We start from the raw sequence: 21258 nt of genomic DNA, 5'->3' as shown, positions 1-21258 counted from the left end.
TTCTCGGCGCTGTCATGGTTCGGAGCGAGCCGGGTACGGAGCATCCGCCTAGGGAGGCGTTGCGGCCGCGAGAGGCCGTGGGGGATGTCTTCCTTGCTCGCTGGCCTTCGCAAACTGAGCGGCGTTTCATGGGGCCGGGACGGCCTGTCTCTTCGCCGCCTATCCCTTCGTCATCTGCCGCTGCGGCGCGTGGTCGAAGCGGCGCTGATCCTGCTTCTTCTGGCGCAGGGCGGGCGGCTGGTCTGGCTGTTCGCGGCTCCGGCGCCGCAGGCCGTGCAGGCGCGTCTTCTGCCGGAGGTCGATCTCAGCATCCTGTCGCGCTTCGACGCCTTCTTCCGTAACGGCGGTGGAGGTGCGCAAACATCTCCGTCGGACGGCGGCGGCCTGACCCTGTTCGGCGTGCGCGCGGACGGCGCGGGCGGCGGTTCGGCCATCATCGGCCTGTCGGACGGACGCCAGGTCTCGGTCGGCGCGGGCGAGGAACTGGAGGCGGGTCTGACCCTGACCTCGGTCGCCCCTGATCATGTCATGCTGTCGCGCGGCGGCGCGCCGTTCCGTCTCGACTTTCCCGATATGGTCTCGGGCGCCGTGCCTGCAGCGCCTGCAACGACGCCGCAACCCGCTGTGACGGCGCCTGAACCCGCCTCGGCCGAGGACGCGGTGGTCGATCCTCAGCGCCTGATCGCCCAGGCGAGGCTGCGACCCCGCATCCAGGGGCTGGGCGTCAACGGCCTGACCGTTTCCGCATCGGGCGACGGGGGCGAGTTGCGCAATGCGGGGCTGCGCTCGGGCGACGTCATCCTGTCTGTCAACGGCACGGCCCTGAACAGCCCTCAGGCGCTCGCCGCCCTGCGCGGCCAGCTGGCCGACACCCCTTCGGCCCAGATTCAGTTCGAGCGCGACGGTCAGGTCCGCTCCACCACCCTAAGGACGCGCCCATGAAGGCCCCCAGTCGTCGCTCTGGAAGCTGCTCCCTGCTTACCGGCGTTCTGGCCGCTGTTCTGGCGGTCCAGCCGCTGGCCGCCGCGCCGGTGATGGCGCAGGAGACGCGCCAGACGCTGAACGTCCAGAACGCCGACATCCGCGCTTTCGTGCAGGATGTGGCGCGCACGACGGGGCGCACCTTCATCGTCGATCCGGCGGTGATGGGCACGGTGACGGTGTCCAGCCCGCGTCCCCTGACCCGCGCCCAACTATTTGAGGTCTTCCTGTCGACGCTGCGGGCCAATGGCCTCGTCGTGACGCCGACGTCGTCAGGCGCCTATCGCATCAGTCCGGCGCAGGGTGCGGCGCAGGGTCCGGCCACGGTCGGCGCCGAGCGGTTCTCGACCGAGGTCTTCACCCTTCGCCACATCGACGCCGCCTCGGCCGCCGAGACGATCCGGCCTCTGGTTGGAGCGCAGGGGCAGGTGCTGGCCAATCCCGGCGCCAACAGCGTGGTGGTGGCCGACTTCGCCGACAACCTGGCGCGCATCCGGGCGCTGGTCGGCCGCATCGACGTGGACCGTTCGGCCTATGAGGTCGTGGCGCTGGAGAACGCCTCGGCGCGCGAGATCGCAGGCGTGCTGCAACAGGTGACGGGCGGTCCCGGCGGTCCCGGCCTGGTGACGATCACCCCGGTCGAAAGCTCCAACGCCCTGGTGCTGCGCGGGGACGGTCAGGCGCTGGCGCGGGTGCGCGGCCTGATCGCCGATCTGGACGGCCGGGCGCGGGCCAGTCAGGACGTCAATGTCGTCTTTCTGGAGCACGCGGACGCCGAGCAGCTTCTGCCGGTCCTGCAACAGATCGTGGGGCAGCCTGCGGATGCGGCGGCGACCTCGTCCCCGCGCCTGCGGACCGCCCGCGCCGGGACGAACCAGACGACCAGCGGCATGGGGCAGGGCGGCCTGACCACGACGGGCGAGGGCGACAGCGGGCCGATCGGCTCGACCACGGTGACCGCCACCGGCCAGCGCGCCACGATCGCCCGTTTCCCCGGCGCGAACGCTCTGGTCATCTCCGGCCCGGCGGACCTGCAACGCACCCTGACGGAGGTGATCCGCCAACTGGACGTGCGTCGCCAGCAGGTGCTGATCGAGGCCATCGTCGTCGAACTGAGCGACAAGGCCGTGCGCGATCTGGGCGTGCAGTGGCTGATGGCGGGCGAAAACGGCGTCGGTCTGACCAACTATTCCGACCGCGCGGCGCCGCTGGTCCCCATTGCGGGCGGGGCGGCGGCGGGCCAGCTCGACAAGGACGATCCCCTGCGCGAACGGCTGCAGAACCTGGCTCTGAACAGCCTGCTGGGCGCCAACGGCTTTGTCGGCGGGGCGGGCGGCAAGTGGGGCGACGGCCTGTTCGGCTTCATCATCAATGCGGCCAAGACGGACGCGGGCTCCAACCTGTTGCAGACCCCGTCGATCATGACGCTGGACAACGAAGAGGCGACCTTCCTGGTCGGGCAGGAGGTGCCGATCACCACCGGCCGGGCTATTCTGGACGGCAACTCCAACCCCTTCACAACGACCGAGCGCAAGGACATCGGGGTGCGCCTGACGGTGCGGCCCCAGATCAATGCGGGCGGCTCCATCACCCTGACCCTGCGGCAGGAGGTGTCGAGCATCAACGGCCTGCTGACCAGCGGCGCCAACGACCTGATCCTGGACAAGCGCGAGCTGGAGACGACGCTGGTCGTCGATGACGGCGACATCGCCGTGGCGGGCGGCCTGCTGGATCAGAACGATCGGCTGGAGACCAGCAAGGTGCCGGGGCTGGGCGACATTCCGGGCGTCGGCGTCCTGTTCCGCTCGACCAGCCGCGAGCGGGGACGGACCAATCTGATGGTCTTCCTGCGCCCGACCATCCTGCGCACCACGGCGGACGCGCAGGGGCTGGCGGCGGATCGCTGGGGCTATATGCGCGGCGAGCAGCAGCGCGTTCACCCAGATCGCGAGCCGAGCCTCGACGCCCTGCTGCGCGACTATATGCAGGCCCAGCCGCCTGCGGCCCCGGCAGCAGGCGAGCCGCTGGTCATCGCCCCTGTGGCGCCGGTCGCGGCCCGGCCGTTGCCGCCGGTATCGGGGGGCGCGCGGTGATCACCGTCGTCGATCCGCGTCTGCCCTACGGCTTCGCCAAGACTCACGGCGTCCTGCTGCTGGCGGCGGGCGAGGTGATGGCGGTGGGGGTGCGCGAGGGCGCAGACCCTCTGGCGCTGGTCGAGGCGCGCCGCGCGCTGGGCCGCCCGCTGGAGGCGACGCCGCTCAGCGCCGCCGCCTTCGATCGCAAGCTGTCGGAAGTCTATGCGGGCGAGCAGTTGACGGCGGCCGACGGCGACGACCTGTCCCTGCCGGTGGGGCTGGACAGTCTGGTGGACGACATTCCGGCGGCGGCGGACCTGCTGGACGCCACGGACGACGCGCCGGTCATCCGCCTGATCAACGGCGTCATCGCCGAGGCCGCCCGCATCGGCGCCTCGGACGTGCATCTGGAAAGCTATGAGACGCGCCTGCTGGTGCGGATGCGGGTGGACGGGGTGCTGCGCGAGGCGCTGAGCCTGAACCCACGCGTGGCGCCGCTGCTGGTGTCGCGTATCAAGGTCATGGCGCGTCTCGACATCGCCGAGAAGCGCAAACCTCAGGACGGGCGCATTCCCCTGACGCTGGGCGGAAAGTCGCTGGACGTGCGCGTCTCGACCCTGCCGTCGCGGGCGGGCGAGCGGGTGGTGCTGCGGATTCTGGACAAGGATCAGGCCGGGCTGACGCTGGATCGGCTGGGCATGAATCCGGCGGCGCTGGAGGCCTTCCGTCACGCGCTGGCCGAGCCGAACGGCATCATCCTCGTCACCGGCCCGACCGGTTCGGGCAAGACGACCAGCCTCTATGCCGGACTGTCGCTGCTGAACGACGGCTCGCGCAACATCCTGACGGTCGAAGACCCGGTTGAATACGCCATGGAGGGCGTGGGCCAGACGCAGGTGAACCCCAAGGTCGGCATGACCTTCGCCGCCGGTCTGCGCGCCATCCTGCGTCAGGATCCCGATGTGGTCATGGTCGGCGAGATCCGCGACACGGAGACGGCGGCCATCGCCGTGCAGGCGTCGCTGACAGGCCACCTGGTGCTGTCGACGGTCCACACCAATGACGCGGCCGGAGCCGTGACGCGCCTGCGCGACATGGGGGTCGAGCCCTTCCTGCTGGCCTCGACCCTGCGGCTGGTGGTGGCGCAGCGGCTGGTGCGGCGCCTGTGCCCGCACTGCCGGATCGAGGAGACTGCGGACAGGGCGACGGCGCGTCTGATCGGCGCCGAAGAGGGCGTGCGCGTCTGGCGCCCGCACGGCTGCGCCGACTGCGGCTCGACCGGCTATGTCGGCCGCATCGGCCTCTATGAGACGCTGACGGTGGACGAGAAGGTGCGCCGCCTGATCGCCTCGGGTGCCGATGAGGACGCGGTGTTCGACGCCGCCTTCGCGCGCGGCGGGACGCTGGCCGACCGGGCGCGGGCGCTGGTGCTGGAAGGCGTCACCTCGGTCGAGGAGGCCCTGCGCGTGGCGCGTCAGGAAACCGCCGCCGAAGAGGTCGCGGCCTGATGGCGGCCTTCGACTACATCGCCGCCGATGCGGCCGGGCGGATGGTCAGCGGCTCGCTGAGCGCCGCCGATGAGGCCGCCGCGCGCAAGGCGCTGGCGAAGCGTCAGCTGGCGCCGCTGCAACTGTCGCCCGGTCGTGCGGGGGCGGTCGCGGCGTCGAAGGTCGGCAAGGCAGGACGGTTGTCGCCCAAGGCGCTGGCGCTGACGACGCGGCAGCTGGCGACGCTGATCTCCGTCTCTCCGTTGGAGGAGGCGCTGCGGAACCTGATGCTTCAGGCCGACCGGCCCAACGTGCGCCGCGTGCTGGAAGGCGTCCACGCTGGGGTGATCGAGGGGCGGCGCCTGTCCGACGCTATGGGCCAGCAGGGCGCGGCCTTTCCGCCGCTGTATCGCGCCATGACGGCGGCGGGCGAGCAGTCGGGCGCGCTCCAGCCCATTCTCGAACGGCTGGCCGACGGGTTGGAGCGGGACGAGGTCGTGCGCGGCAAGGTGCTGACGGCGCTGGTCTATCCATGCGTGCTGGCGGTCGTGGCGCTGGGCGTCATCGTCGCCATGATGACCTATATCGTGCCCAAGGTGGTCGATCAGTTCGACAGCATGGACCAGACCCTGCCGCTGCTGACGCGGCTGGTCATCGGCCTGTCGGACCTGATGCGCGACTGGGGCTGGCTGATGGTGCTGATAGTCGCCGTCGTGGTTGTCGCTGGGTTGATCGCGCGGCGTCGCGAGGCGGTGCGGCTGAAGCTGGACGCCTGGGTTCTCAGGCTGCCGCTGGTCGGGCGGTTGACGCGCGATCTGCACGGAGCGCGCATGGCCCGCACCCTGTCGACCATGATCGCGGCGGGCCTGCCGGTGCTGGAGGGGCTGACCATCACCGCCCGCACCGTCTCCAACCGCGCCCTGCGCCGCGCCACCGAACAGATGGCCGAGGCCGTGCGCGAAGGCGGGGGCCTGTCGGCCGCCATGCGCCGCGCCGAGGTCTTCCCGCCCATCCTCGTCTACATGACTGCATCCGGCGAAAGCAGCGGTCGGCTGGAGCCCATGCTGGAGCGTGCGGCCGACTATCTGGAGCGCGAATTCTCCAACTTCACCGCCGTGATGCTCAGCCTGCTGGAGCCAGCGATCATCGTGGTCATGGGCGGGATCGTCGCCGTGATCGTGCTGTCGATCCTGCTTCCCATTCTTCAGATCAACACCCTGGCTTTGGGGTGAGAGAGGCATTGATGTCCGTTCTCAAGACCTGCGCCCGACGCCTGCGCCATGTCCACCAAGCGCGCGCCCGACGCGCTCAAGCAGCGAGCCGCCGCGCGGCGAGCGGTAGCGCACGACAAGGGTTTACCCTTGTCGAGCTGATGGTCGTCATCGTCATCATCGGCCTGTTGGCGACGGTGGTGGCGATCAACGTCCTGCCCAGTCAGGACAAGGCGATGGTCGGCAAGGCGCGGGCCGACATCTCGGTGCTGGAGCAGGCGGTGGAGACCTATCGCCTCGACAATCTGACCTTCCCGACGGACCAACAGGGGCTGAAAGCCCTGACCGCGCCGCCTGCCGATCTGGCGCGGCCGGAACGCTATCGCCAGGGCGGCTATGTCCGTCGCCTGCCGGAAGATCCGTGGGGCAATCCCTACCAGTACCGCCGCCGCAGCGCCCATGGCGGCCAGTTCGACATCTGGTCCTTCGGCGCCGACGGTCAGGAAGGGGGCGAGGGGAATGACGCCGACATCGGCAACTGGCAGGGCTGAGGCGCATTCCCGTTCGGCTCGCTCGACAGCCGTGGACACGCCCAAACGCGCTGAAGCAGTGAGCCGCCGCGCGGCGAGCGGTAGCGCGCGACAAGGGTTTACCCTTGTCGAGTTAATGGTGGTCATCGCCATTATCGGCGTGGCGGCGGGGGCGGTGATGCTATCCATGCCGGACCCGCGTCCGACGCTGGCGGTCGAGGCCGAGCGGTTCGCTGCGCGCCTGACGCTGGCGCGGGAGGAGGCGGTGATGACGAACCGTCCGGTAGCCCTGCGCGCCGATGCGGCGGGCTATGGTTTCGAGAGCTTCGACGGCGCCGTCTGGACGCCTTTAACCGGCGTTCTGGCGCCCAAGGCGTGGGGCGAGGGCGCCGCCGTCGCCGGAGCCGCCCGCGCCGTGTTCGACCCCACCGGCGGCGCCGACGCCGCCAGTGTGCGGCTGGAGCGCGAGGGTCAGGCCGTCACCGTGGCCATCGACGGCGCGGGCGAGGTGACGATCCATGAGTGAGGGTTCGTCCCGTGCGGGCTTCACCCTGATCGAATGCCTGGTGGCGCTGGCCGTGTTCGGTCTGGCGGCGATGGCGCTGCTGAACCTGTCAGGCGAGAGCACCCGCTCGGCGGCGCGGGTCGAAACGCGGACGCTGGGCGGCATCGTCGCCGATAATGTGGCCGCCGAGGCGATGATCGCGCGCGACCTGCCCAGCGGCAGCACGGGCGGTCAGGCGTCGCTGGGCGGGCGCGAGTGGCGCTGGGTGCGGGTGGTCAGCGCGACGGATATGCCGGGCGTAGGCGCCATCGTCGTGCGCGTCTTCGCCGACGAGGAACAGGCCGCCGAGCGGGTGCTGTTCCGGGCGGCGGGGGCATGACGAAAGATCGCCTATCCGCTCAAGCAGCGAGCCGCCGCGCGGCGAGCGGTAGCGCTTCCAAACGCGCTCAAGCAGCGAGCGCCCGTGGCGCGAGCGATAGCGCGAAAAGCCGACAAGGGTTCACCCTTGTCGAAGTCATGATCGCTCTGTTGATCTTCGCCCTGCTTGCGGGGGCGGGCGCGTTGGTTCTGGGGCAGTCGATCGACAACCGATTTGCGGTGAAGGCCAATGCTGACCGAGTAGCAGCTCTGCAACGCACGCGGGCACTGCTGCGCGCTGATCTGGCGCAGGCGACGGGGCGTCGGGTGCGCGGGCCGACGGGGCGTCCGGCGCCTCAGGCGATCATGGGGCCGCAACGGCCGGGCGATCCCCTGCTGGTGCTGGCCCGCAGCGGCTGGAGCAACCCGGACGGCGCGCCGCGCGCCTCGTTGCAGCGGGTAGAATACCGACTGGTCGAGGACCGGCTGGAGCGCCGCGTCGCCCCCTATCTGGATGGAACGCGAGCCGGGCCGCCGCAGGTGCTGTATCGCGGGGTGAAGGACGCCCGCGTCGCCTTCATCCAGAACGGGTCCGAGGCGCCCGCCTTTTCCGCCAGCAGCGACCGGCCCCTGCCGGACGCCGTGCGGGTGACGTTGACGCTCGACGGCTTCGGCCCGGTCGAGCAGCTGTTTATGGTCGCCGCCGCATGAAGCCGGGCGCGCGTGACCGCCGGGGCATGGCCCTGCTGACCGTCCTGCTGCTGGTGGCGGTGATGGCGGCGCTGTGCGTGGTGCTGCTGGACGATGTGCGCTTTTCCGTGCGGCGTACCACCAACGCCGAGAGCCAGGCGCAGGCGCAAGGCTTTGCGGCGGGGGCGGAGGCCCTGGCGCGGCGGCGGCTGTCCGATCTGGTCCGCGCTGATCCTGCCCGCACGCCGCTTCAACCCCAGTGGAACGGCCGCGTCTTCGCCCTGCCGCTGGAAGAGGGCGAGGGGCGTGCGGTGATCCGCGACGGCCAGGCCTGTTTCAACCTGAACAGTCTGGTGCTGGGGCAGGGCGAGGATCTGATCGCCCGGCCGGAAGGAGCGGCGCAGTTCATCGCGCTCGGCGAGGCGCTGGGCGCGCCGCGCGGGCGGATGGCGACGGTGGCGGCGGCCCTGACCGACTGGATGGACGGCGACGACGAGGTCTCGCCGCAGGGGGCCGAGGACGCCGCCTACGCCAGCCGCCCTACGCCCTATCGCACCGGCGGAGTCATGCTGGCCGAGGTTAGCGAACTGCGCGCCGTGGCGGAGGTGGACGACGCACTCTATCGCCGCCTGAGGCCACATCTGTGCGCCTTGCCGGAGGCGAGGCTGTCGCCGCTGAACGTCAATACGCTGGAGCCGCAGGACGCCGTGCTTCTGGTCGCGATCAGTCGGGGCGTGGTGGGGCTGAACGCGGCCAAGGCGGCTATCGCCGCGCGCCCGGCGGCGGGGTGGAGCAGCCCGGACGCCTTCTGGGCTCAGCCCGCCCTCTCCAGCGTCGTCGTAGAAGAAGAGGCCAAGGGCCAGATCACCCTGGCTACCCGCTATTTCGACCTGAGGGTCGAGATCGAGCACGGCGACGCCCGCGCCGTCCGCACCGCCCTGATCCACGTCGCGCCTGATGGCGTGGCGCGCACCGTCATCCGTCGCTGGACGCCTGAAGAATGAGCATGGAAGAATGAGCCACGCCCGCATCCTGTTCATCCCGACCAACGCGACCTTGCCCGCGCGTTTCCTGCTGGTCGATCGCGAAGGCCGCGTCGTCGGGCGCGGCGAACTGGACCCGCATCAGGCCGAGACCCCGCCGCCGATCCGGACCATCGCCGTAGCGCCGGGCGCCGACGTCATGACGCGCTGGCTGGACCTGCCGCCGGGCAATATGGCCCAGGCCAGAGCCGCCGCGCGCTGGACGTTGCGTGATCAGGCGGCGGGCGAGGTCGAAGGGCTGGACGTCGCGCTGGGCGCCGCGCCTGTCGACGGCGGCCCGCGCCTGACGGCGGCGGTGTCGGCTAAGCTGTTGCAGGCCTGGCTGCGGTGGATGGAGACCTTCGACATTCGGCCCGAAGTCGTTGTGCCGGACAATCTTTGCCTGCCCGCGCCGCTGGAAGGCGAGATGTTGGCCGCTGCGCAGGTGGGCGCGGACGTGGCTCTGCGCGGTTCGACCTTCGCTGCGACGGTGCAGCCTGATCTCGTCGAGGCGATTGCGGCCGGGCGCGCGCTCGACTGGCTGCAGGGCGAGGCGCTGGACGTCGCGATGGCGGCGGGGGCGATGGCGGCGTCGGTCGATCTGTTGCAGGTCCATGACCGGCGCGAGCGGGGGCAGGCGGCCAGGGGCTGGCGGCTGGCGGCCGGTCTGGCGGCGGCGCTTCTGGTCTCGCCTTTGATCCTGATGGCGGCTGAAGGGCTGCGTGACCGTGCGGCGGCGGATCGCGCCGGAGCGGACGCAAGGGCCGGGGCGGTGAAGCTGTATCCCGAACTGGCGACGATGAAGGATGCGGCGCCCGAAGCTCTGCGCCGTCTGGACGCTGGCCCGCCGCCGGGCGGAACTGCGCGCGCCATGGCCGCCGTCTTCGCCGCCGTCGAGCGTGTGCCGGGCGCCGAACTGGATGATGCGACGCTGGGCGGCGAAGGGCTGCGGGTCACGATGAACCACGCGGCCTTCAATGATCTGGACGGCGTGCGCGTCGACCTGGTCGAGGCCGGTCTGGCGGTGGTCGATGAAACCTCGGCTGAGGAGGGCGGGCGGATGATCAGCACGCTCACGATCGGAGGCGCCCGATGAGGACCTCCTTCACATCCGTCGTCGCCTTGTGGGACGGGCGGTCATTGCGCGAACGGCGGATGCTGGCGGTCATGGGCGTTGTGGTGCTGGGCGTCATCGCCTGGCTGGGCGTGGTGCGGCCGCTGGACGGCTGGAGGGCCGATCAGGCGCGCGCCCGCGTCGCGGCCGAGCGGCAGATGGCGCAGGTTCAGACCGCTGTGGCCCAGCGAGGCGCGCGACCGACCGAGGCTGTCGACCTTCAGGCGCTCGTCGCTTCGACGGCATCGGCGGCGGGCGTTCAGCCGGCGCTGGGCATGTCCGAAGGCGGGCGGCTGGGTTTTCGACTGGATCGCGTGACGACGACCCAGGCCTTCGGCTGGCTGGCGGCGCTGGAGCAGGGCGGTGCGCGGATCGAGGAACTGGGCGTGGTCGAAAATGCTGACGGAACGCTGGGCGTCAGCGGCGCGCTGGCCTCGGGCGCCTAGAGCGCTTTTCAACCTGCTCCCTTCGACGGTTGTGGACTTGGGCGGCGCGCCGGGGCAGGTATCGCAGTCATGTTCTCACGTGCAGCTCTTCCCCTGATCAGTGCGGCCGTTCTGGCGGGCTGCGCCTCGGCGCCGCGCGTCGAGACCCGCCTGTCGGCCGTCGTGCCTGTCGCTGTGACCGCCTATCGCCTGTTCGAGGGCGAAGCGCCGACTGCGGCCGATCGCGCGGCGAGCGACGCCGTGCGCCAGGCGCTGGCCGCGCGCGGCTGGCGCGAGGTGGACGACAAGACCGCCTGGCGGGTTGAGACGGCCTATGCCGTGCGGCCGCAGAAGACCGGGGTCTTCACCGATGTCGATGCGCGGGGCGGCGAATGGACCGAGGCGCCGCATTTGCCGCAATGGTGGAGCCGCAACCGTCAGATCCACTCCCTGAGCGTGATCCTGACGGGACCGGGCGATGAGGCGGGCGCCTATCGCGCGTCGGCGGTCGCGGTGCTGGGGCGTCGTCAGGCGGACGGTGCGGCGAACCTGCTGGCCGAGGCGGCGGTGGCGCAACTGGAAGCCGCGAACTAGCCTGCGGAGCTGGTCGCGGGCGACTCTGTCTCAATGATCCTGGGCAAGGTCAGGACGAAGGTCGCGCCTGGCGTGCCGGGCTGATGACTGATGGTTCCGCCGTGACGCTCGGCGACCGTGCGGACGAAGGCGAGGCCGAGGCCCGCGCCTCGATGGTCGGCGCCGCCGTGACCGAAGGCCTGGAACAGGCGCCGGGCGGCGTCTTCGGACAGACCGGGTCCCTGATCGCTGACGCTGAGGACGCAGACCGGGCGGCCGTTTTCTTCGGCGCCGCTCAGGCTGACCTGAATGGTTCCGTCGCTGGGGCCGTATTTCAGGGCGTTGTCCAGTAGATTGGTGGTCAGGCGACGCAGCAGGGCGGGATCGCCCTGAACCAGGAATTCTTCTTCGCCGTCGGGCGTCAGGATGCGGACGCCCTTCTTCGACGCCTGGGGCCACAGGATGTCGGCGGCGTCCATCGCCACCTGACCCAGGTCCATGAGCTCTGAGCGATAGGGCTGGCTCTCGGCGCGGGCCAGCTGCACATAGCCTTCAGCCAGGTCGAGGGTCTGGCGCGCGTAATCGGCGATGCGTTTCTGGACCGCTGCGTCCAGACGCGGCGCGGGGCCGTCCAGCAGCGTCAGGATCGACACCTGGGGCGCGCGCATGTCGTGGCTGAGCAGTTGCAGCGCCTCGGTCCGCTGGCGCTCGGCGGCGCGGAAACGGGTCATGTCGGCGAAGCGCACGATGTGGCCGACGGGCTGCCCCTCGGCGTCGGTCAGGACAGAGGCCGCCGCTTTCAGGATGCGGCCGTCGGGCGTGGTGATCTCGCCGGGATCGCCGTCCGGGTCGAGGAAGCGGCGCCAGGCGGGCTCGCCCAGCGACTGGAACAGCAGGGGCAGGTCGGCGTCCGTTTGCAACTGGTCGCCGAACAGGGCCTCGGCCCGGTCGTTGGACAGGATGATGCGGGCGTAGGGGTCGGCCACCACCGTGGCGTCGGGCAGGCTGCGCAGGGCGTCGGAGATGAAGCGTTCGAGGTCGCGGACCTGGCGCACGGCGGCGCGCAGGGCGTCGACCTGACGGGCCACGACGTCGCCGCCTCGGGCCGGGCCGCTGAGACGTACGCCGTCGCGCTCGAAGGCCTCGACCTCGCTCTGCATATAGGCCGAGGCGGCGGCCAGGCGGCGCCAGCTCCACAGCGGATAGGCCAGAGCCAGCCCGGCCACGGCCGCCGAGGGCGGGAACCACAGGCCGCCCGCCAGGAAGGCCAGCGCTGTGGCGAACAGGGTCAGGATGATAAGACCGACGCCCAGCGCCATATTGGCCGCCGGGCGCAGGATCAGAAAGCCGACGACCAGCAGGCTGAGCGGCAGCAGGGAAAGGACCAGCACCCAGCCGGGCGAGAGGCTGCGAGGGCCGCCGCCGTCCAGCAGGGTTTGCAACAGGGCGGCCTGCACCTCGACGCCGGGGCGTAGCTCGCCGTGCGGCGTGGCCGGGGTGGCGTAGCGGTCGCCCAGTCCCGGCGCGGTGGCCCCGACCAGCACCAGTCTGTCCTTCAGAAAGGCGGCGGGCGTCTCGCCGGTCAATGCATCGGCAAAGGACAGGGTGCGGAAGGCGCCGGGCGGGCCGCGATAGACGACAGCCTCCGATGCGGCGGGATAGAGGGCGTCGTCGGCCTGTGGCGCGGGCGGCGGCGGGATAGCGGTTCTCGTGGCGGCCAGAGGCAGGATCAGATGCGGCCAGCTCTGATCGCCCGACTGGAGATACAGGGGCAGGCGACGCACGACGCCGTCGTTGTCGACCGTCAGATTGACGTGGCCCATCCCCGCTGCCGACGTGGCCAGAATGGGGGCGGGGGCGTCTTCGCGAAAGGCGGCGTCGTTCAGACCCGGCGCATCCACGACGACAGGCAGGCGGACCTTGCCGTTGCGAGCCAGGGCGGCGGCCAGGGCGTCATCCTGCGAAGACGGCTCGGTGAACAGGACGTCATAGGCGACCGGCCCGGCGCCCGCCTTGGTCAGGCGGTCGATCAGGCGGGCGTGCAGGTCGCGCGGCCAGGGCCATTGCCCCAGGGCCTCCAGACTGCGGTCGTCGATGGCGATGATGACGATGTTCTCGTCAGCCGGCCCGGCCTTGGCCCGCATCAGGACGTCATAGGCCAGGTGGTCGGGCCCGTCGGCCACGGGCGTCAGCGCCAGCCAACTGACCAGCAGGGCGGATGAAGCCGCAACGACGACCCATTCGACCAGGGCGCGGCGGCCGGTGAGGCGAGCGCCGAACCAGCGTTTCCAGCCGCCTCTCAGCCCGGAAGGCGCGGGCGCCACCCTAGCGCCCGATGCGCAGCTGTTGCGGCTCGGACCAGGCTTCCAGCAGGCGGCCGAAGCGGTGACGCGCGCCCTGTACCCGCCAGCTGTAGACGCCTGGCGGAAGGTCGCTGAGGGTGAAGGCCTCGTCGGTCAGGCCGGGCTGGTCGATCAGAAGGGGGCCGTCGACGCCGCCCTCCTCGGTTTCGCGCCACAGCTGGAAGCGGAACGAGGCTTCGCCCACGCCCTCGGCCTCCCAGCGGAAGCGATAGAAACGCCTGCGGTCGCGCTGGTCCATCGCCGAGGCCAGACCGCCGACGCCGTTACGGGCGCGGATGAAACTGTAGGTCGTGGCCTTGCCCTCCAGCCCCTCGGGCGACAGGGCGGTCAGGCGCAGGAAGTAGGCGCCTTCTTCCATGTCTCCGAACGCCAGCGGGCCGCCGGGCGGGCTGTCGGCCTCGGCGAAGGCCTCGATCATGCCGGCGTCCTGAGCGACGCGGCCGCGATAGCGTTCGGCGCCGGGCAGAAGCTGGACCTCGAAAACGACCTGGGGTTGGGTCTGAGGCGCGTCGGGGCGAGCGAGGGCGGGGGCGGGCAGCAGGGGCAGCAGGCGAACGGCGCCTGCGGCGGCGCTGACGCCCTCATCGGCGGCGGCCAGTTGCTCAGCCTCGCCAGAGGCCACGGCGACGGCGCCTTCCAGCACTTCGGTGGCCGACCGTTCGCTGGCTTCGTCGAAGGAGACGCGGAAGTCGGTGCCGCGCACGGCCGAAACCGAGACGGGGGTGCGGATGGCGAAGCCGCCCGGGCGGGTGCGCGGCGTGACCCTGGATTCCGCGCGGCCCGTTTCGACGGTCAGGGCGTGATCGACGGCGCCGTTGATGGCGTAGCGGCGCAGGCGGCTGACGCGCACGCGGCTGTTGGAAGGCACGACCACATGGCTGCCGTCCGACAGGGCCAGGCGGACGAAGGCGTTGGCGCCGGTGCTCAGGACGGCGGACTCACGAACGATCTGACCGGTTGTGGGCGCGCCCGAAACGCCGCCCTGATTCAGGCTGACGGCGCCGCGAAAGCCGGCGATGCGCGCCTCATCCGGATCGGCGCGCAGCAGATCCACGGGCAGAGCCAGGGTGCGTCCGATCGACAGGCGGCGCGGATTGGCCACCCTATTCTCGCGCTGCACCCGACGGTAATCCAGCGGCCGGTTCATATAGGCGGTCGCCAGGTCGATCAGGGTGTCGCCGGGGCGAACCACATAGTCGAGGGTCTCGGCCTGGCGTGAAGGGGCGGTCGACTGCGCCGCCGCCGGTGCCGCCGACAGCAGCACCGCAGCCGCCAGAACACTGGCCCAGTTGTTGCTCATGCCTCGTCTCATTCCGCCTATACTCAGGCGTCGACGGCGGTTTCGGCCCCCGCGACGCGCTCCAGGCGGTATCCGTAGCTGTAAATGGGGGTCAGGCGGAAGCCTTGCTCCGGCCTTAGCTCCAGCTTGTTGCGGACGCGCGAGACGTGCATGTCCAGCGAGCGGCTGTTCAGGTTGGGCTCGTTGCCCCAGACCGTCTCCAGAATATAGGTCCGCGACAGCGCCCGGTGCAGGTTGCGGAACAGCAGCAGGGCCAGGGCGTATTCCTTGGCCGTCAGGGCGATTGTCTCGCCATTGCGCGCCACGCTGCCTGCCGCCTCGTGAAAGACGATGTCGTCGTAGGTTTCTATCCCCGGCGTGACCGGCTGGGCGTAGGCGCGGCGGATCAGGGCGTTGATGCGCGCGGCCAGCACCGGTTTGGACAAGGGCTTGGGCAGGTAATCGTCAGCCCCGGCGTCCAGGCCTGCGACCACGTCTTCGTCCTCGGCGCGGCTGGTGACCAGCAGCATGGGCGGCGCGGGCTTCAGATTGTTCCGCGCCCAGGTCAGGATTTCCAGCCCCGACCGATCCGGCAGGTTCCAGTCGACAATGATCATGTCGAAGGTGTCCTTGCGCAGCGCCGAGATCAGCGCCTGGCCTCGCGAAAAAAGAGTGGCGCGATAACCGGCGTCCTCGACCACGTCGGAGATGAACTCCAACTGGACAGGATCGTCATCCAACACCGCGATTTTCATAGTTCTGCACGCTCCGGGGAATGGCTGAACCATAGCCGTGGAAGTGGCGGATTAGGTGAGTGTAAAATGTAAAATATGGTCACCTCGCGGAAAGGTTGAAATTCACTGTGACAAGCCTGGCAGTGGGGTCAAGCGGGGAGCCTGATCCCGGCACAGGGACTTGATCCAGCGCCGCACCGTTTTCAGCCGGGCGGCGCCGTGAACCTCGCGGTGGGTGCTGAGCCAGAAGCGCCGTTCGATCAGCACCTGATCGGCCAGAATCCGCGTCAGCCCTTCGGCCAGAAAACACGGCAGGACGCCGATGCCGCCGCCCGCCGCCACCATGTCCCGCTGGGCGCGGATGGACGAGGACGCCAGTCGCGGCCGCAGGTTGGGCCGGATCTCCTCCAGATAGCGCAGCTCGGGGGCATAGATCAGGTCGTCGACATAGCCGACCATGTCGAAACGATTCAGATCGTCGATGCTATCGGGCTCCCCGTGCCGTTCCAGGTGTTCGGGGGCGGCGTAGAGCGCCAGCTGATAGGTGGTCAGCGGCTCGACGATCAGGCGCGGGCTGTCGGCGGGGCTGAGAGTGATGGCCATGTCCACCTCGCGCCGGCTGGGCGACAGGAAGCCGGAACTGGCCGCCAGTTCGACGTTCAGTCCCGGATGCGCCGCCAGCAGGCCCGGCAGGGCGGGAGCCAACACCGCGCCGCCGAAGCCTTCCGAGGCGCTGATCCGCACGGCGCCCGCGATCAGGTCGGGCTGGGTGACGCGCCCGGCGGCCTCCATCGCGCTTTCGGCGTCCAGCGCTCGCTCCAGCAACTGGGCGCCGGTGGCCGTCAGGTGCAGCCCGGCGGCCGAGCGCACCAGAAGGGTCGACTTCAGCGCCGTCTCCAGCCGCGCGACACGCCGCCCGACGGTGGCCGCATCCACGCCCAGCCGCTGCGCCGCCGTGGCCAGAGACCCGGCGCGGGCGGCGGCCAGAAACACCCTCAGATCATCCCAGTCGAACATATGCAGATATGCACATCATCACCTGCAAGATTGCAATGGGCCTGATCGACCCGCTCTGCTAGGGCAGGTTGACGAAGAACCATAATCATCGGGAGAGACGTTCAATGCGCGATATTCGCCACTTCATCGACGGTGCGGCTTTCGAGGGGGCGTCGGGCCGCTTCGGCGACGTCTTCAACCCCAATACCGGCGAGGTTCAGGCACGCGTCCAACTGGCGACCGTCAGCGAGATGGACCGCGCGGTCCAGTCGGCGCAGGCCGCCTTTGAAGGCTGGTCCTCGACCAACCCGCAGCGCCGCGCCCGCGTCATGTTCGAGTTCAAGCGCCTGGTCGAGGCGAACATGAACGAACTGGCCGAGATGCTGTCCAGCGAGCACGGCAAGGTCATCGCCGACTCCAAGGGCGACATCCAGCGTGGTCTGGAAGTCATCGAGTTCGCCTGCGGCATCCCGCACGCCCTGAAGGGCGAATACACGCTGGGCGCCGGTCCGGGCATCGACGTCTACTCCTCGCGTCAGGCCCTGGGCGTGGTGGCGGGCATCACCCCGTTCAACTTCCCGGCCATGATCCCGATGTGGATGTTCGGCGTCGCCATCGCCGTCGGCAACACCTTCATACTGAAGCCGTCCGAGCGCGACCCGTCCGTGCCGGTGCGTCTGGGCGAACTGATGATGGAGGCGGGCGCGCCCAAGGGCGTGCTGAACGTCGTCCACGGCGACAAGACGGCGGTCGACGCCATCCTGGCCCATCCCGACATCCACGCCGTCAGCTTCGTCGGCTCGTCGGACATCGCCCACTACGTCTATCAGACGGGCGCCCAGCACGGGAAACGCGTCCAGGCCATGGGCGGCGCCAAGAACCACGGCATCGTCATGCCCGACGCCGATCTGGATCAGGTCATCAAGGACCTGTCGGGCGCGGCCTATGGCTCGGCCGGCGAGCGCTGCATGGCCCTGCCGGTCGTCGTGCCGGTCGGCAAGAAGACCGCCGATGAACTGCGCGTGCGTCTGGTCGCCGAAATCCCGACCCTGCGCGTCGGCGTCTCGACCGATGACCAGGCTCACTATGGCCCGGTGGTCTCCGCCCAGCACCGTGACCGCGTCGCCGGCTGGATCAGCAAGGGCGTTGAGGAAGGCGCCGAACTGGTCGTCGACGGGCGCGACTTCAGCCTGCAGGGGCATGAGAAAGGCTACTTCATCGGCCCGTCGCTGTTCGACCATGTGACGACGGACATGTCGTCGTATCAGGAAGAGATCTTCGGCCCGGTGCTGCAGATCGTCCGCGCCGCCAACTTTGAGGAGGCCCTGAGCCTGCCGAGCAAGCACCAGTACGGCAACGGTGTCGCCATCTTCACCCAGAACGGCCGCGCGGCCCGCGACTTCGCCGCCCGCGTCAACGTCGGCATGGTCGGCATCAATGTGCCGATCCCGGTGCCGGTGGCCTACCACTCCTTCGGCGGCTGGAAGCGTTCGGGCTTCGGCGACACCAACCAGTACGGCATGGAAGGCGTGAAGTTCTGGACCAAGACCAAGACGGTGACGGCCCGCTGGCCCGACAGCGCTCTGGAGCATGAAGACTCCAGCTTCATCATCCCGACGATGAGCTGACTCTGACCCTCTCCCGATGGGAGAGGGCTTGAGCCACCAAGAGCCGAAGGCGATTGGAACAGGCGAAAGGGTGAGGGTTCCGAAGTCAGCCGTTTTGCGACGGCTTACGCCGACTGAGGCCGAGAACCCTCATCCGCCCCTTCGGGGCACCTTCTCCCATCGGGGGAAGGATTCAACTGAGAACATACGGGATCACCCCCCGCTCGTTCTCCGGCACGGCCAGCGTGCGGTCGATTGGCGGAAACGCCCGTTGCGTGCAGTCCGTCCGCTCGCAGATGCGGCAGTTGACGCCCATGCGCGTGGGTGGGCCGTTGAGGTCCAGCCCGTCCGCATAGACCAACTGGGCCGCGTGCTCGATCTCGCACCCCAGACCCAGCGCATAGCGCCGGTCCGGCTCCAGGAACGACCCGCCGGGCTTGGACACGCTCTTGGCGAGGCAGACGTAGCGGGCGCCGTCGGGCATTTCCGACAGATTGACCAGAATTCGGTCCGGGGCGCTGAACGCCTCATGCACGTTCCATAGCGGGCAGGCGCCGCCGAAGCGGGCGAACTGGAAGCGCGTCGCGCTGTGCCGTTTGGTGATGTTGCCCGCCATGTCCACCCGCGCGAAGTAGAAGGGCACGCCGCGCCAGCCGGGGCGCTGTAGCGTGCTCAGCCGGTGGCAGGCCTGTTCAAAGCTGACGTGAAAGCGGTTGCGCAGGCGGTCCACGTCGTGCCGCAGCTCCCGCGCCGCCTCCAGAAACGCACGATAGGGCAGCAGCAGCGCCCCCGCCGCATAGTTGGCCAGACCGACCCGACACACGTCGCGCGCGGCGGGAATGTCGAAGGCGGCGCGGTCCAGCTCGTGCTCGATCAGGTCCTCGAACCGTAAGCGAACCAGTTGGTGCGCCATCTGAAAGGCGCGGGTGGCGCCCGGCAGGCTGGCGTCGACATAGAGGATGCGCGCGCCTGGATCGAAGCGTCGCATGGCGCCGCGCCCCTGACTTGTGGCGACGCGCACGCCGCACAGGTCGTTGAGGGCGGCCTCCAACTCGCGCTCAGGGTGGGCGCCGTCGCCCAGGTTCAGCCGTGCGGCCAGATCCTCGGCCGCCCGATCCAGGGCGTCGATGTAGTTGTCGCGATAGTGGAAGAAGTCGCGCACCGCCTCATAGGGCAGGGCGGGGGCGGCGACTGTGGCGCGTTCGTCGCGGCCCAGCGTCTCGTTCAGCGTCTTCAGCCGCTCGTCCAGACGGCGATAGTCCTGATGCAGGGCCAGAAACTGTCGCGCCAGCCGGGGCGCGTTCATGGCCGCCTGCTTCAGCTCGCCCGCCGTCGGCGCCTCGGCGTGGCCCGCGACGTCGGTGGTCGCCTCGCGCAGGTCGGCGATCAGGCGGGCGTCGCCGTCCAGGTCGAACAGGCTGGCGTCCACGTCGAAGGCCCGTGTCAGGGCGATCAGCACCCGCGCCGTCGCCGGACGCTGATTGGTCTCGATCTGCGACAGGTAGGACGGCGACAGCGCCAGCCGCCCGGCGCACTGCTCCAGCGTCCAGCCGCGCGTCTCGCGCAGCTTGCGGACCTTGGTCCCGAGGTAGAGTTTTTCAGCCATCGCCCTGCATCGGTCATCGGCGTTGCAACTTTGCAAAAACGCCTGTGCGCCTTGGCAGGCTTACGCACTTACGCACCTTTTGCAAAGTTGCGATTGCCTTTTTGCAACGAAGCGGCTTGTTGGACCCTGAACGAAGTCAGGGAGTCGCCCAACCATGAGCCAGGCCATCCTCGAGGAACTCGAGCGCCGCCGCGCCGCCGCCAAGCTGGGCGGGGGCGAGAAGCGCATCGCCAGCCAGCACGCCAAGGGCAAGTTGACCGCCCGCGAACGCATCGGCGTCCTGCTGGACGAAGGCTCCTTCGAAGAGACCGATATGTTCGTGGAGCACCGCAGCCACGACTTCGGGATGCAGGACCAGCGCATCCCCGGCGACGGCGTCGTCACCGGGCGCGGCACGATCAACGGCCGTCTGGTCTATGTCTTCTCGAAGGACTTCACCGTGTTCGGCGGTTCGCTGTCGGGCGCCCACGCGGCCAAGATCGTCAAGATCCAGAAGATGGCCCTGACGGCGGGCGCGCCGATCATCGGCCTGTTCGACGCAGGCGGCGCCCGTATTCAGGAAGGGGTGGAGAGCCTCGCCGGCTACGCCGACATCTTCCTGCAGAACACGCTGGCCTCGGGGGTCATCCCGCAGATCTCGGTCATCATGGGCCCGTGCGCGGGCGGCGACGTCTATTCGCCCGCCATCACCGACTTCATCTTCATGGTGAAGGACACCTCCTACATGTATGTGACCGGCCCCGACGTGGTGAAGACGGTCACCAACGAAGTGGTCAGCCACGAGGATCTGGGCGGCGCCCGCGTCCATGCGGGCAAGTCGGGCGTCGCCGACGGCGCCTTCGAGAACGATCTGGAGGCCCTGTCGGAGGTCCGCCGCCTGATCGGTTTCCTGCCGCTGTCGAACCGCGAGACGCCGCCGGTCCGCGAAACCTATGACGAGCCGGATCGCGACGAGGCCTCGCTGGATACCCTGGTCCCGGCCAATCCGAACCAGCCCTATGACATGAAGGAGCTGATCCTGAAGACGGTCGACGAGGCCGACTTCTTCGAGATCGGCGCTGACTTCGCCAAGAACATCATCTGCGGTTTCGGCCGTCTGGACGGCCAGCCGGTCGGCATCGTCGGCAATCAGCCCCAGACGCTGGCGGGGGTGCTGGACATCGACAGCAGCCGCAAGGCCGCGCGCTTCGTGCGTTTCTGCGACGCCTTCCACATCCCGCTGGTGACGTTCGTCGACGTGCCGGGCTTCATGCCGGGGACCAAGCAGGAGTACGGCGCCCTGATCAAGCACGGCGCCAAGCTGCTGTTCGCCTATGCCGAGGCCACCGTGCCCAAGCTGACGGTCATCACGCGCAAGGCCTATGGCGGGGCCTATGACGTCATGAGCTCCAAACACCTGCGCGGCGACGTCAACTACGCCTGGCCCACCGCCGAGATTGCGGTCATGGGCGCCAAGGGCGCGGTCGAGATCATCTTCCGCAAGGAGGCCGGCGACCCCGAGGCCCTGGCCGCGCGCGAGGCCGAATACAAGGAACGCTTCGCCAATCCGTTCGTGGCGGCCGGCCTCGGCTACATCGACGACGTCATCATGCCCCACGGCACCCGCCGTCGCCTGATCAAGGCCCTGAAGACGCTGAAGAACAAGACCCAGGAAAATCCCTGGAAGAAGCACGACAACATCCCGCTGTAGGCGATCATATCGT

At 69.5% G+C, this 21258-nt stretch carries 19 protein-coding genes; 14 read left to right on the top strand and 5 right to left on the bottom strand.

Annotated elements, in window-relative coordinates:
* Positions 1-84: 84 nt before the first annotated feature.
* The 12 genes from H556_RS0103620 (at position 85) to H556_RS0103565 (ending at position 10991) form a co-directional block, all read left to right on the top strand.
* Positions 85-942: a type II secretion system protein N gene (locus H556_RS0103620; protein WP_024353155.1), complete on the top strand. Its 858-nt coding sequence runs from the start codon at positions 85-87 to the stop codon at positions 940-942.
* Positions 939-3074 (top strand): type II secretion system secretin GspD, encoded by a 2136-nt coding sequence (gspD, locus tag H556_RS0103615; RefSeq protein WP_024353154.1) that lies wholly within the window; start codon positions 939-941, stop codon positions 3072-3074. Before H556_RS0103620 ends, gspD begins: the two co-directional genes overlap by 4 nt.
* Positions 3071-4564: a type II secretion system ATPase GspE gene (gene gspE / locus H556_RS0103610; RefSeq protein ID WP_024353153.1), complete on the top strand. Its 1494-nt coding sequence runs from the start codon at positions 3071-3073 to the stop codon at positions 4562-4564. The genes gspD and gspE overlap by 4 nt, the downstream gene beginning before the upstream one ends.
* A complete protein-coding gene (gene gspF / locus H556_RS0103605) occupies positions 4564-5775 on the top strand; it encodes a type II secretion system inner membrane protein GspF (protein WP_024353152.1) in 1212 nt (403 codons plus the stop codon). Before gspE ends, gspF begins: the two co-directional genes overlap by 1 nt.
* A gap of 11 nt (positions 5776-5786) precedes the next feature.
* On the top strand, positions 5787-6305 hold the full coding sequence (gspG, locus tag H556_RS0103600) for a type II secretion system major pseudopilin GspG (RefSeq protein ID WP_081650868.1): 519 nt from the start codon (positions 5787-5789) through the stop codon (positions 6303-6305).
* Positions 6306-6363: 58 nt separating this feature from the next.
* The gene (locus H556_RS0103595) at positions 6364-6810 is read left to right on the top strand and encodes a GspH/FimT family pseudopilin (RefSeq protein ID WP_419185420.1); all 447 of its coding nucleotides are present in this window, start codon (positions 6364-6366) and stop codon (positions 6808-6810) included.
* A complete protein-coding gene (gspI, locus tag H556_RS0103590) occupies positions 6803-7168 on the top strand; it encodes a type II secretion system minor pseudopilin GspI (protein WP_024353150.1) in 366 nt (121 codons plus the stop codon). Before H556_RS0103595 ends, gspI begins: the two co-directional genes overlap by 8 nt.
* Positions 7165-7857, top strand: a complete 693-nt coding sequence (gene gspJ, locus H556_RS0103585) for a type II secretion system minor pseudopilin GspJ (RefSeq protein ID WP_162140892.1) — start codon at positions 7165-7167, stop codon at positions 7855-7857. Before gspI ends, gspJ begins: the two co-directional genes overlap by 4 nt.
* The gene (gspK, locus tag H556_RS0103580; RefSeq protein WP_024353148.1) at positions 7854-8840 is read left to right on the top strand and encodes a type II secretion system minor pseudopilin GspK; all 987 of its coding nucleotides are present in this window, start codon (positions 7854-7856) and stop codon (positions 8838-8840) included. The genes gspJ and gspK overlap by 4 nt, the downstream gene beginning before the upstream one ends.
* A 10-nt stretch (positions 8841-8850) precedes the next feature.
* Positions 8851-9954: a type II secretion system protein GspL gene (gene gspL, locus H556_RS0103575; RefSeq protein ID WP_024353147.1), complete on the top strand. Its 1104-nt coding sequence runs from the start codon at positions 8851-8853 to the stop codon at positions 9952-9954.
* Complete coding sequence (gspM, locus tag H556_RS15810; RefSeq protein WP_024353146.1) at positions 9951-10418, top strand: type II secretion system protein GspM; 468 nt, start codon at positions 9951-9953, stop codon at positions 10416-10418. Before gspL ends, gspM begins: the two co-directional genes overlap by 4 nt.
* 69 nt (positions 10419-10487) lie before the next feature.
* Entirely contained in the window at positions 10488-10991 is a 504-nt protein-coding gene (locus H556_RS0103565) for a hypothetical protein (RefSeq protein WP_024353145.1), read from the top strand.
* On the opposite strand, the gene H556_RS0103560 is transcribed toward H556_RS0103565, so the two are convergent.
* From H556_RS0103560 to H556_RS0103545, 4 genes are all read right to left on the bottom strand, one after another.
* Positions 10988-13294 (bottom strand): CHASE2 domain-containing protein, encoded by a 2307-nt coding sequence (locus H556_RS0103560; protein WP_024353144.1) that lies wholly within the window; start codon positions 13292-13294, stop codon positions 10988-10990. The genes H556_RS0103565 and H556_RS0103560 overlap by 4 nt on opposite strands.
* A gap of 1 nt (position 13295) precedes the next feature.
* Positions 13296-14633 (bottom strand): FecR family protein, encoded by a 1338-nt coding sequence (locus H556_RS0103555; protein ID WP_035302736.1) that lies wholly within the window; start codon positions 14631-14633, stop codon positions 13296-13298.
* Between the two features lie 23 nt (positions 14634-14656).
* Positions 14657-15367, bottom strand: a complete 711-nt coding sequence (locus tag H556_RS0103550) for a response regulator transcription factor (RefSeq protein ID WP_024353142.1) — start codon at positions 15365-15367, stop codon at positions 14657-14659.
* A gap of 102 nt (positions 15368-15469) precedes the next feature.
* A complete protein-coding gene (locus H556_RS0103545) occupies positions 15470-16363 on the bottom strand; it encodes a LysR family transcriptional regulator (protein WP_024353141.1) in 894 nt (297 codons plus the stop codon).
* A gap of 104 nt (positions 16364-16467) precedes the next feature.
* Here H556_RS0103545 and H556_RS0103540 point away from each other — a divergent pair, with 104 nt between their 5' ends.
* Positions 16468-17970, top strand: a complete 1503-nt coding sequence (locus tag H556_RS0103540) for a CoA-acylating methylmalonate-semialdehyde dehydrogenase (RefSeq protein WP_024353140.1) — start codon at positions 16468-16470, stop codon at positions 17968-17970.
* A 172-nt stretch (positions 17971-18142) separates the two neighbouring features.
* Here the strand turns inward: H556_RS0103540 and H556_RS0103535 are convergent, their stop codons facing one another.
* Positions 18143-19555, bottom strand: coding sequence for a short-chain fatty acyl-CoA regulator family protein (locus H556_RS0103535; protein ID WP_024353139.1), 1413 nt, complete (start codon positions 19553-19555; stop codon positions 18143-18145).
* A gap of 154 nt (positions 19556-19709) precedes the next feature.
* Between H556_RS0103535 and H556_RS0103530 the strand changes: the two genes are divergently transcribed.
* Positions 19710-21245, top strand: coding sequence for an acyl-CoA carboxylase subunit beta (locus H556_RS0103530; protein WP_024353138.1), 1536 nt, complete (start codon positions 19710-19712; stop codon positions 21243-21245).
* Positions 21246-21258: the final 13 nt, after the last annotated feature.

Source organism: Brevundimonas naejangsanensis DSM 23858, from assembly GCF_000421705.1.
Taxonomy (GTDB): domain Bacteria; phylum Pseudomonadota; class Alphaproteobacteria; order Caulobacterales; family Caulobacteraceae; genus Brevundimonas; species Brevundimonas naejangsanensis.
This window is presented reverse-complemented; position numbering and strand designations above follow the sequence as displayed.

Bases quoted from the DNA above. Each gene is read 5' to 3' on its own strand.
- H556_RS0103620 (WP_024353155.1), top strand. From the start codon at position 85: ATGTCTTCCTTGCTCGCTGGCCTTCGCAAACTGAGCGGCGTTTCATGG.
- gspD (WP_024353154.1), top strand. From the start codon at position 939: ATGAAGGCCCCCAGTCGTCGCTCTGGAAGCTGCTCCCTGCTTACCGGC.
- gspF (WP_024353152.1), top strand. From the start codon at position 4,564: ATGGCGGCCTTCGACTACATCGCCGCCGATGCGGCCGGGCGGATGGTC.
- gspG (WP_081650868.1), top strand. From the start codon at position 5,787: ATGTCCGTTCTCAAGACCTGCGCCCGACGCCTGCGCCATGTCCACCAA.
- gspI (WP_024353150.1), top strand. From the start codon at position 6,803: ATGAGTGAGGGTTCGTCCCGTGCGGGCTTCACCCTGATCGAATGCCTG.
- gspJ (WP_162140892.1), top strand. From the start codon at position 7,165: ATGACGAAAGATCGCCTATCCGCTCAAGCAGCGAGCCGCCGCGCGGCG.
- gspK (WP_024353148.1), top strand. From the start codon at position 7,854: ATGAAGCCGGGCGCGCGTGACCGCCGGGGCATGGCCCTGCTGACCGTC.
- gspL (WP_024353147.1), top strand. From the start codon at position 8,851: ATGAGCCACGCCCGCATCCTGTTCATCCCGACCAACGCGACCTTGCCC.
- gspM (WP_024353146.1), top strand. From the start codon at position 9,951: ATGAGGACCTCCTTCACATCCGTCGTCGCCTTGTGGGACGGGCGGTCA.
- H556_RS0103565 (WP_024353145.1), top strand. From the start codon at position 10,488: ATGTTCTCACGTGCAGCTCTTCCCCTGATCAGTGCGGCCGTTCTGGCG.
- H556_RS0103555 (WP_035302736.1), bottom strand. From the start codon at position 14,633: ATGAGCAACAACTGGGCCAGTGTTCTGGCGGCTGCGGTGCTGCTGTCG.
- H556_RS0103550 (WP_024353142.1), bottom strand. From the start codon at position 15,367: ATGAAAATCGCGGTGTTGGATGACGATCCTGTCCAGTTGGAGTTCATC.
- H556_RS0103545 (WP_024353141.1), bottom strand. From the start codon at position 16,363: ATGTTCGACTGGGATGATCTGAGGGTGTTTCTGGCCGCCGCCCGCGCC.
- H556_RS0103540 (WP_024353140.1), top strand. From the start codon at position 16,468: ATGCGCGATATTCGCCACTTCATCGACGGTGCGGCTTTCGAGGGGGCG.
- H556_RS0103535 (WP_024353139.1), bottom strand. From the start codon at position 19,555: ATGGCTGAAAAACTCTACCTCGGGACCAAGGTCCGCAAGCTGCGCGAG.
- H556_RS0103530 (WP_024353138.1), top strand. From the start codon at position 19,710: ATGAGCCAGGCCATCCTCGAGGAACTCGAGCGCCGCCGCGCCGCCGCC.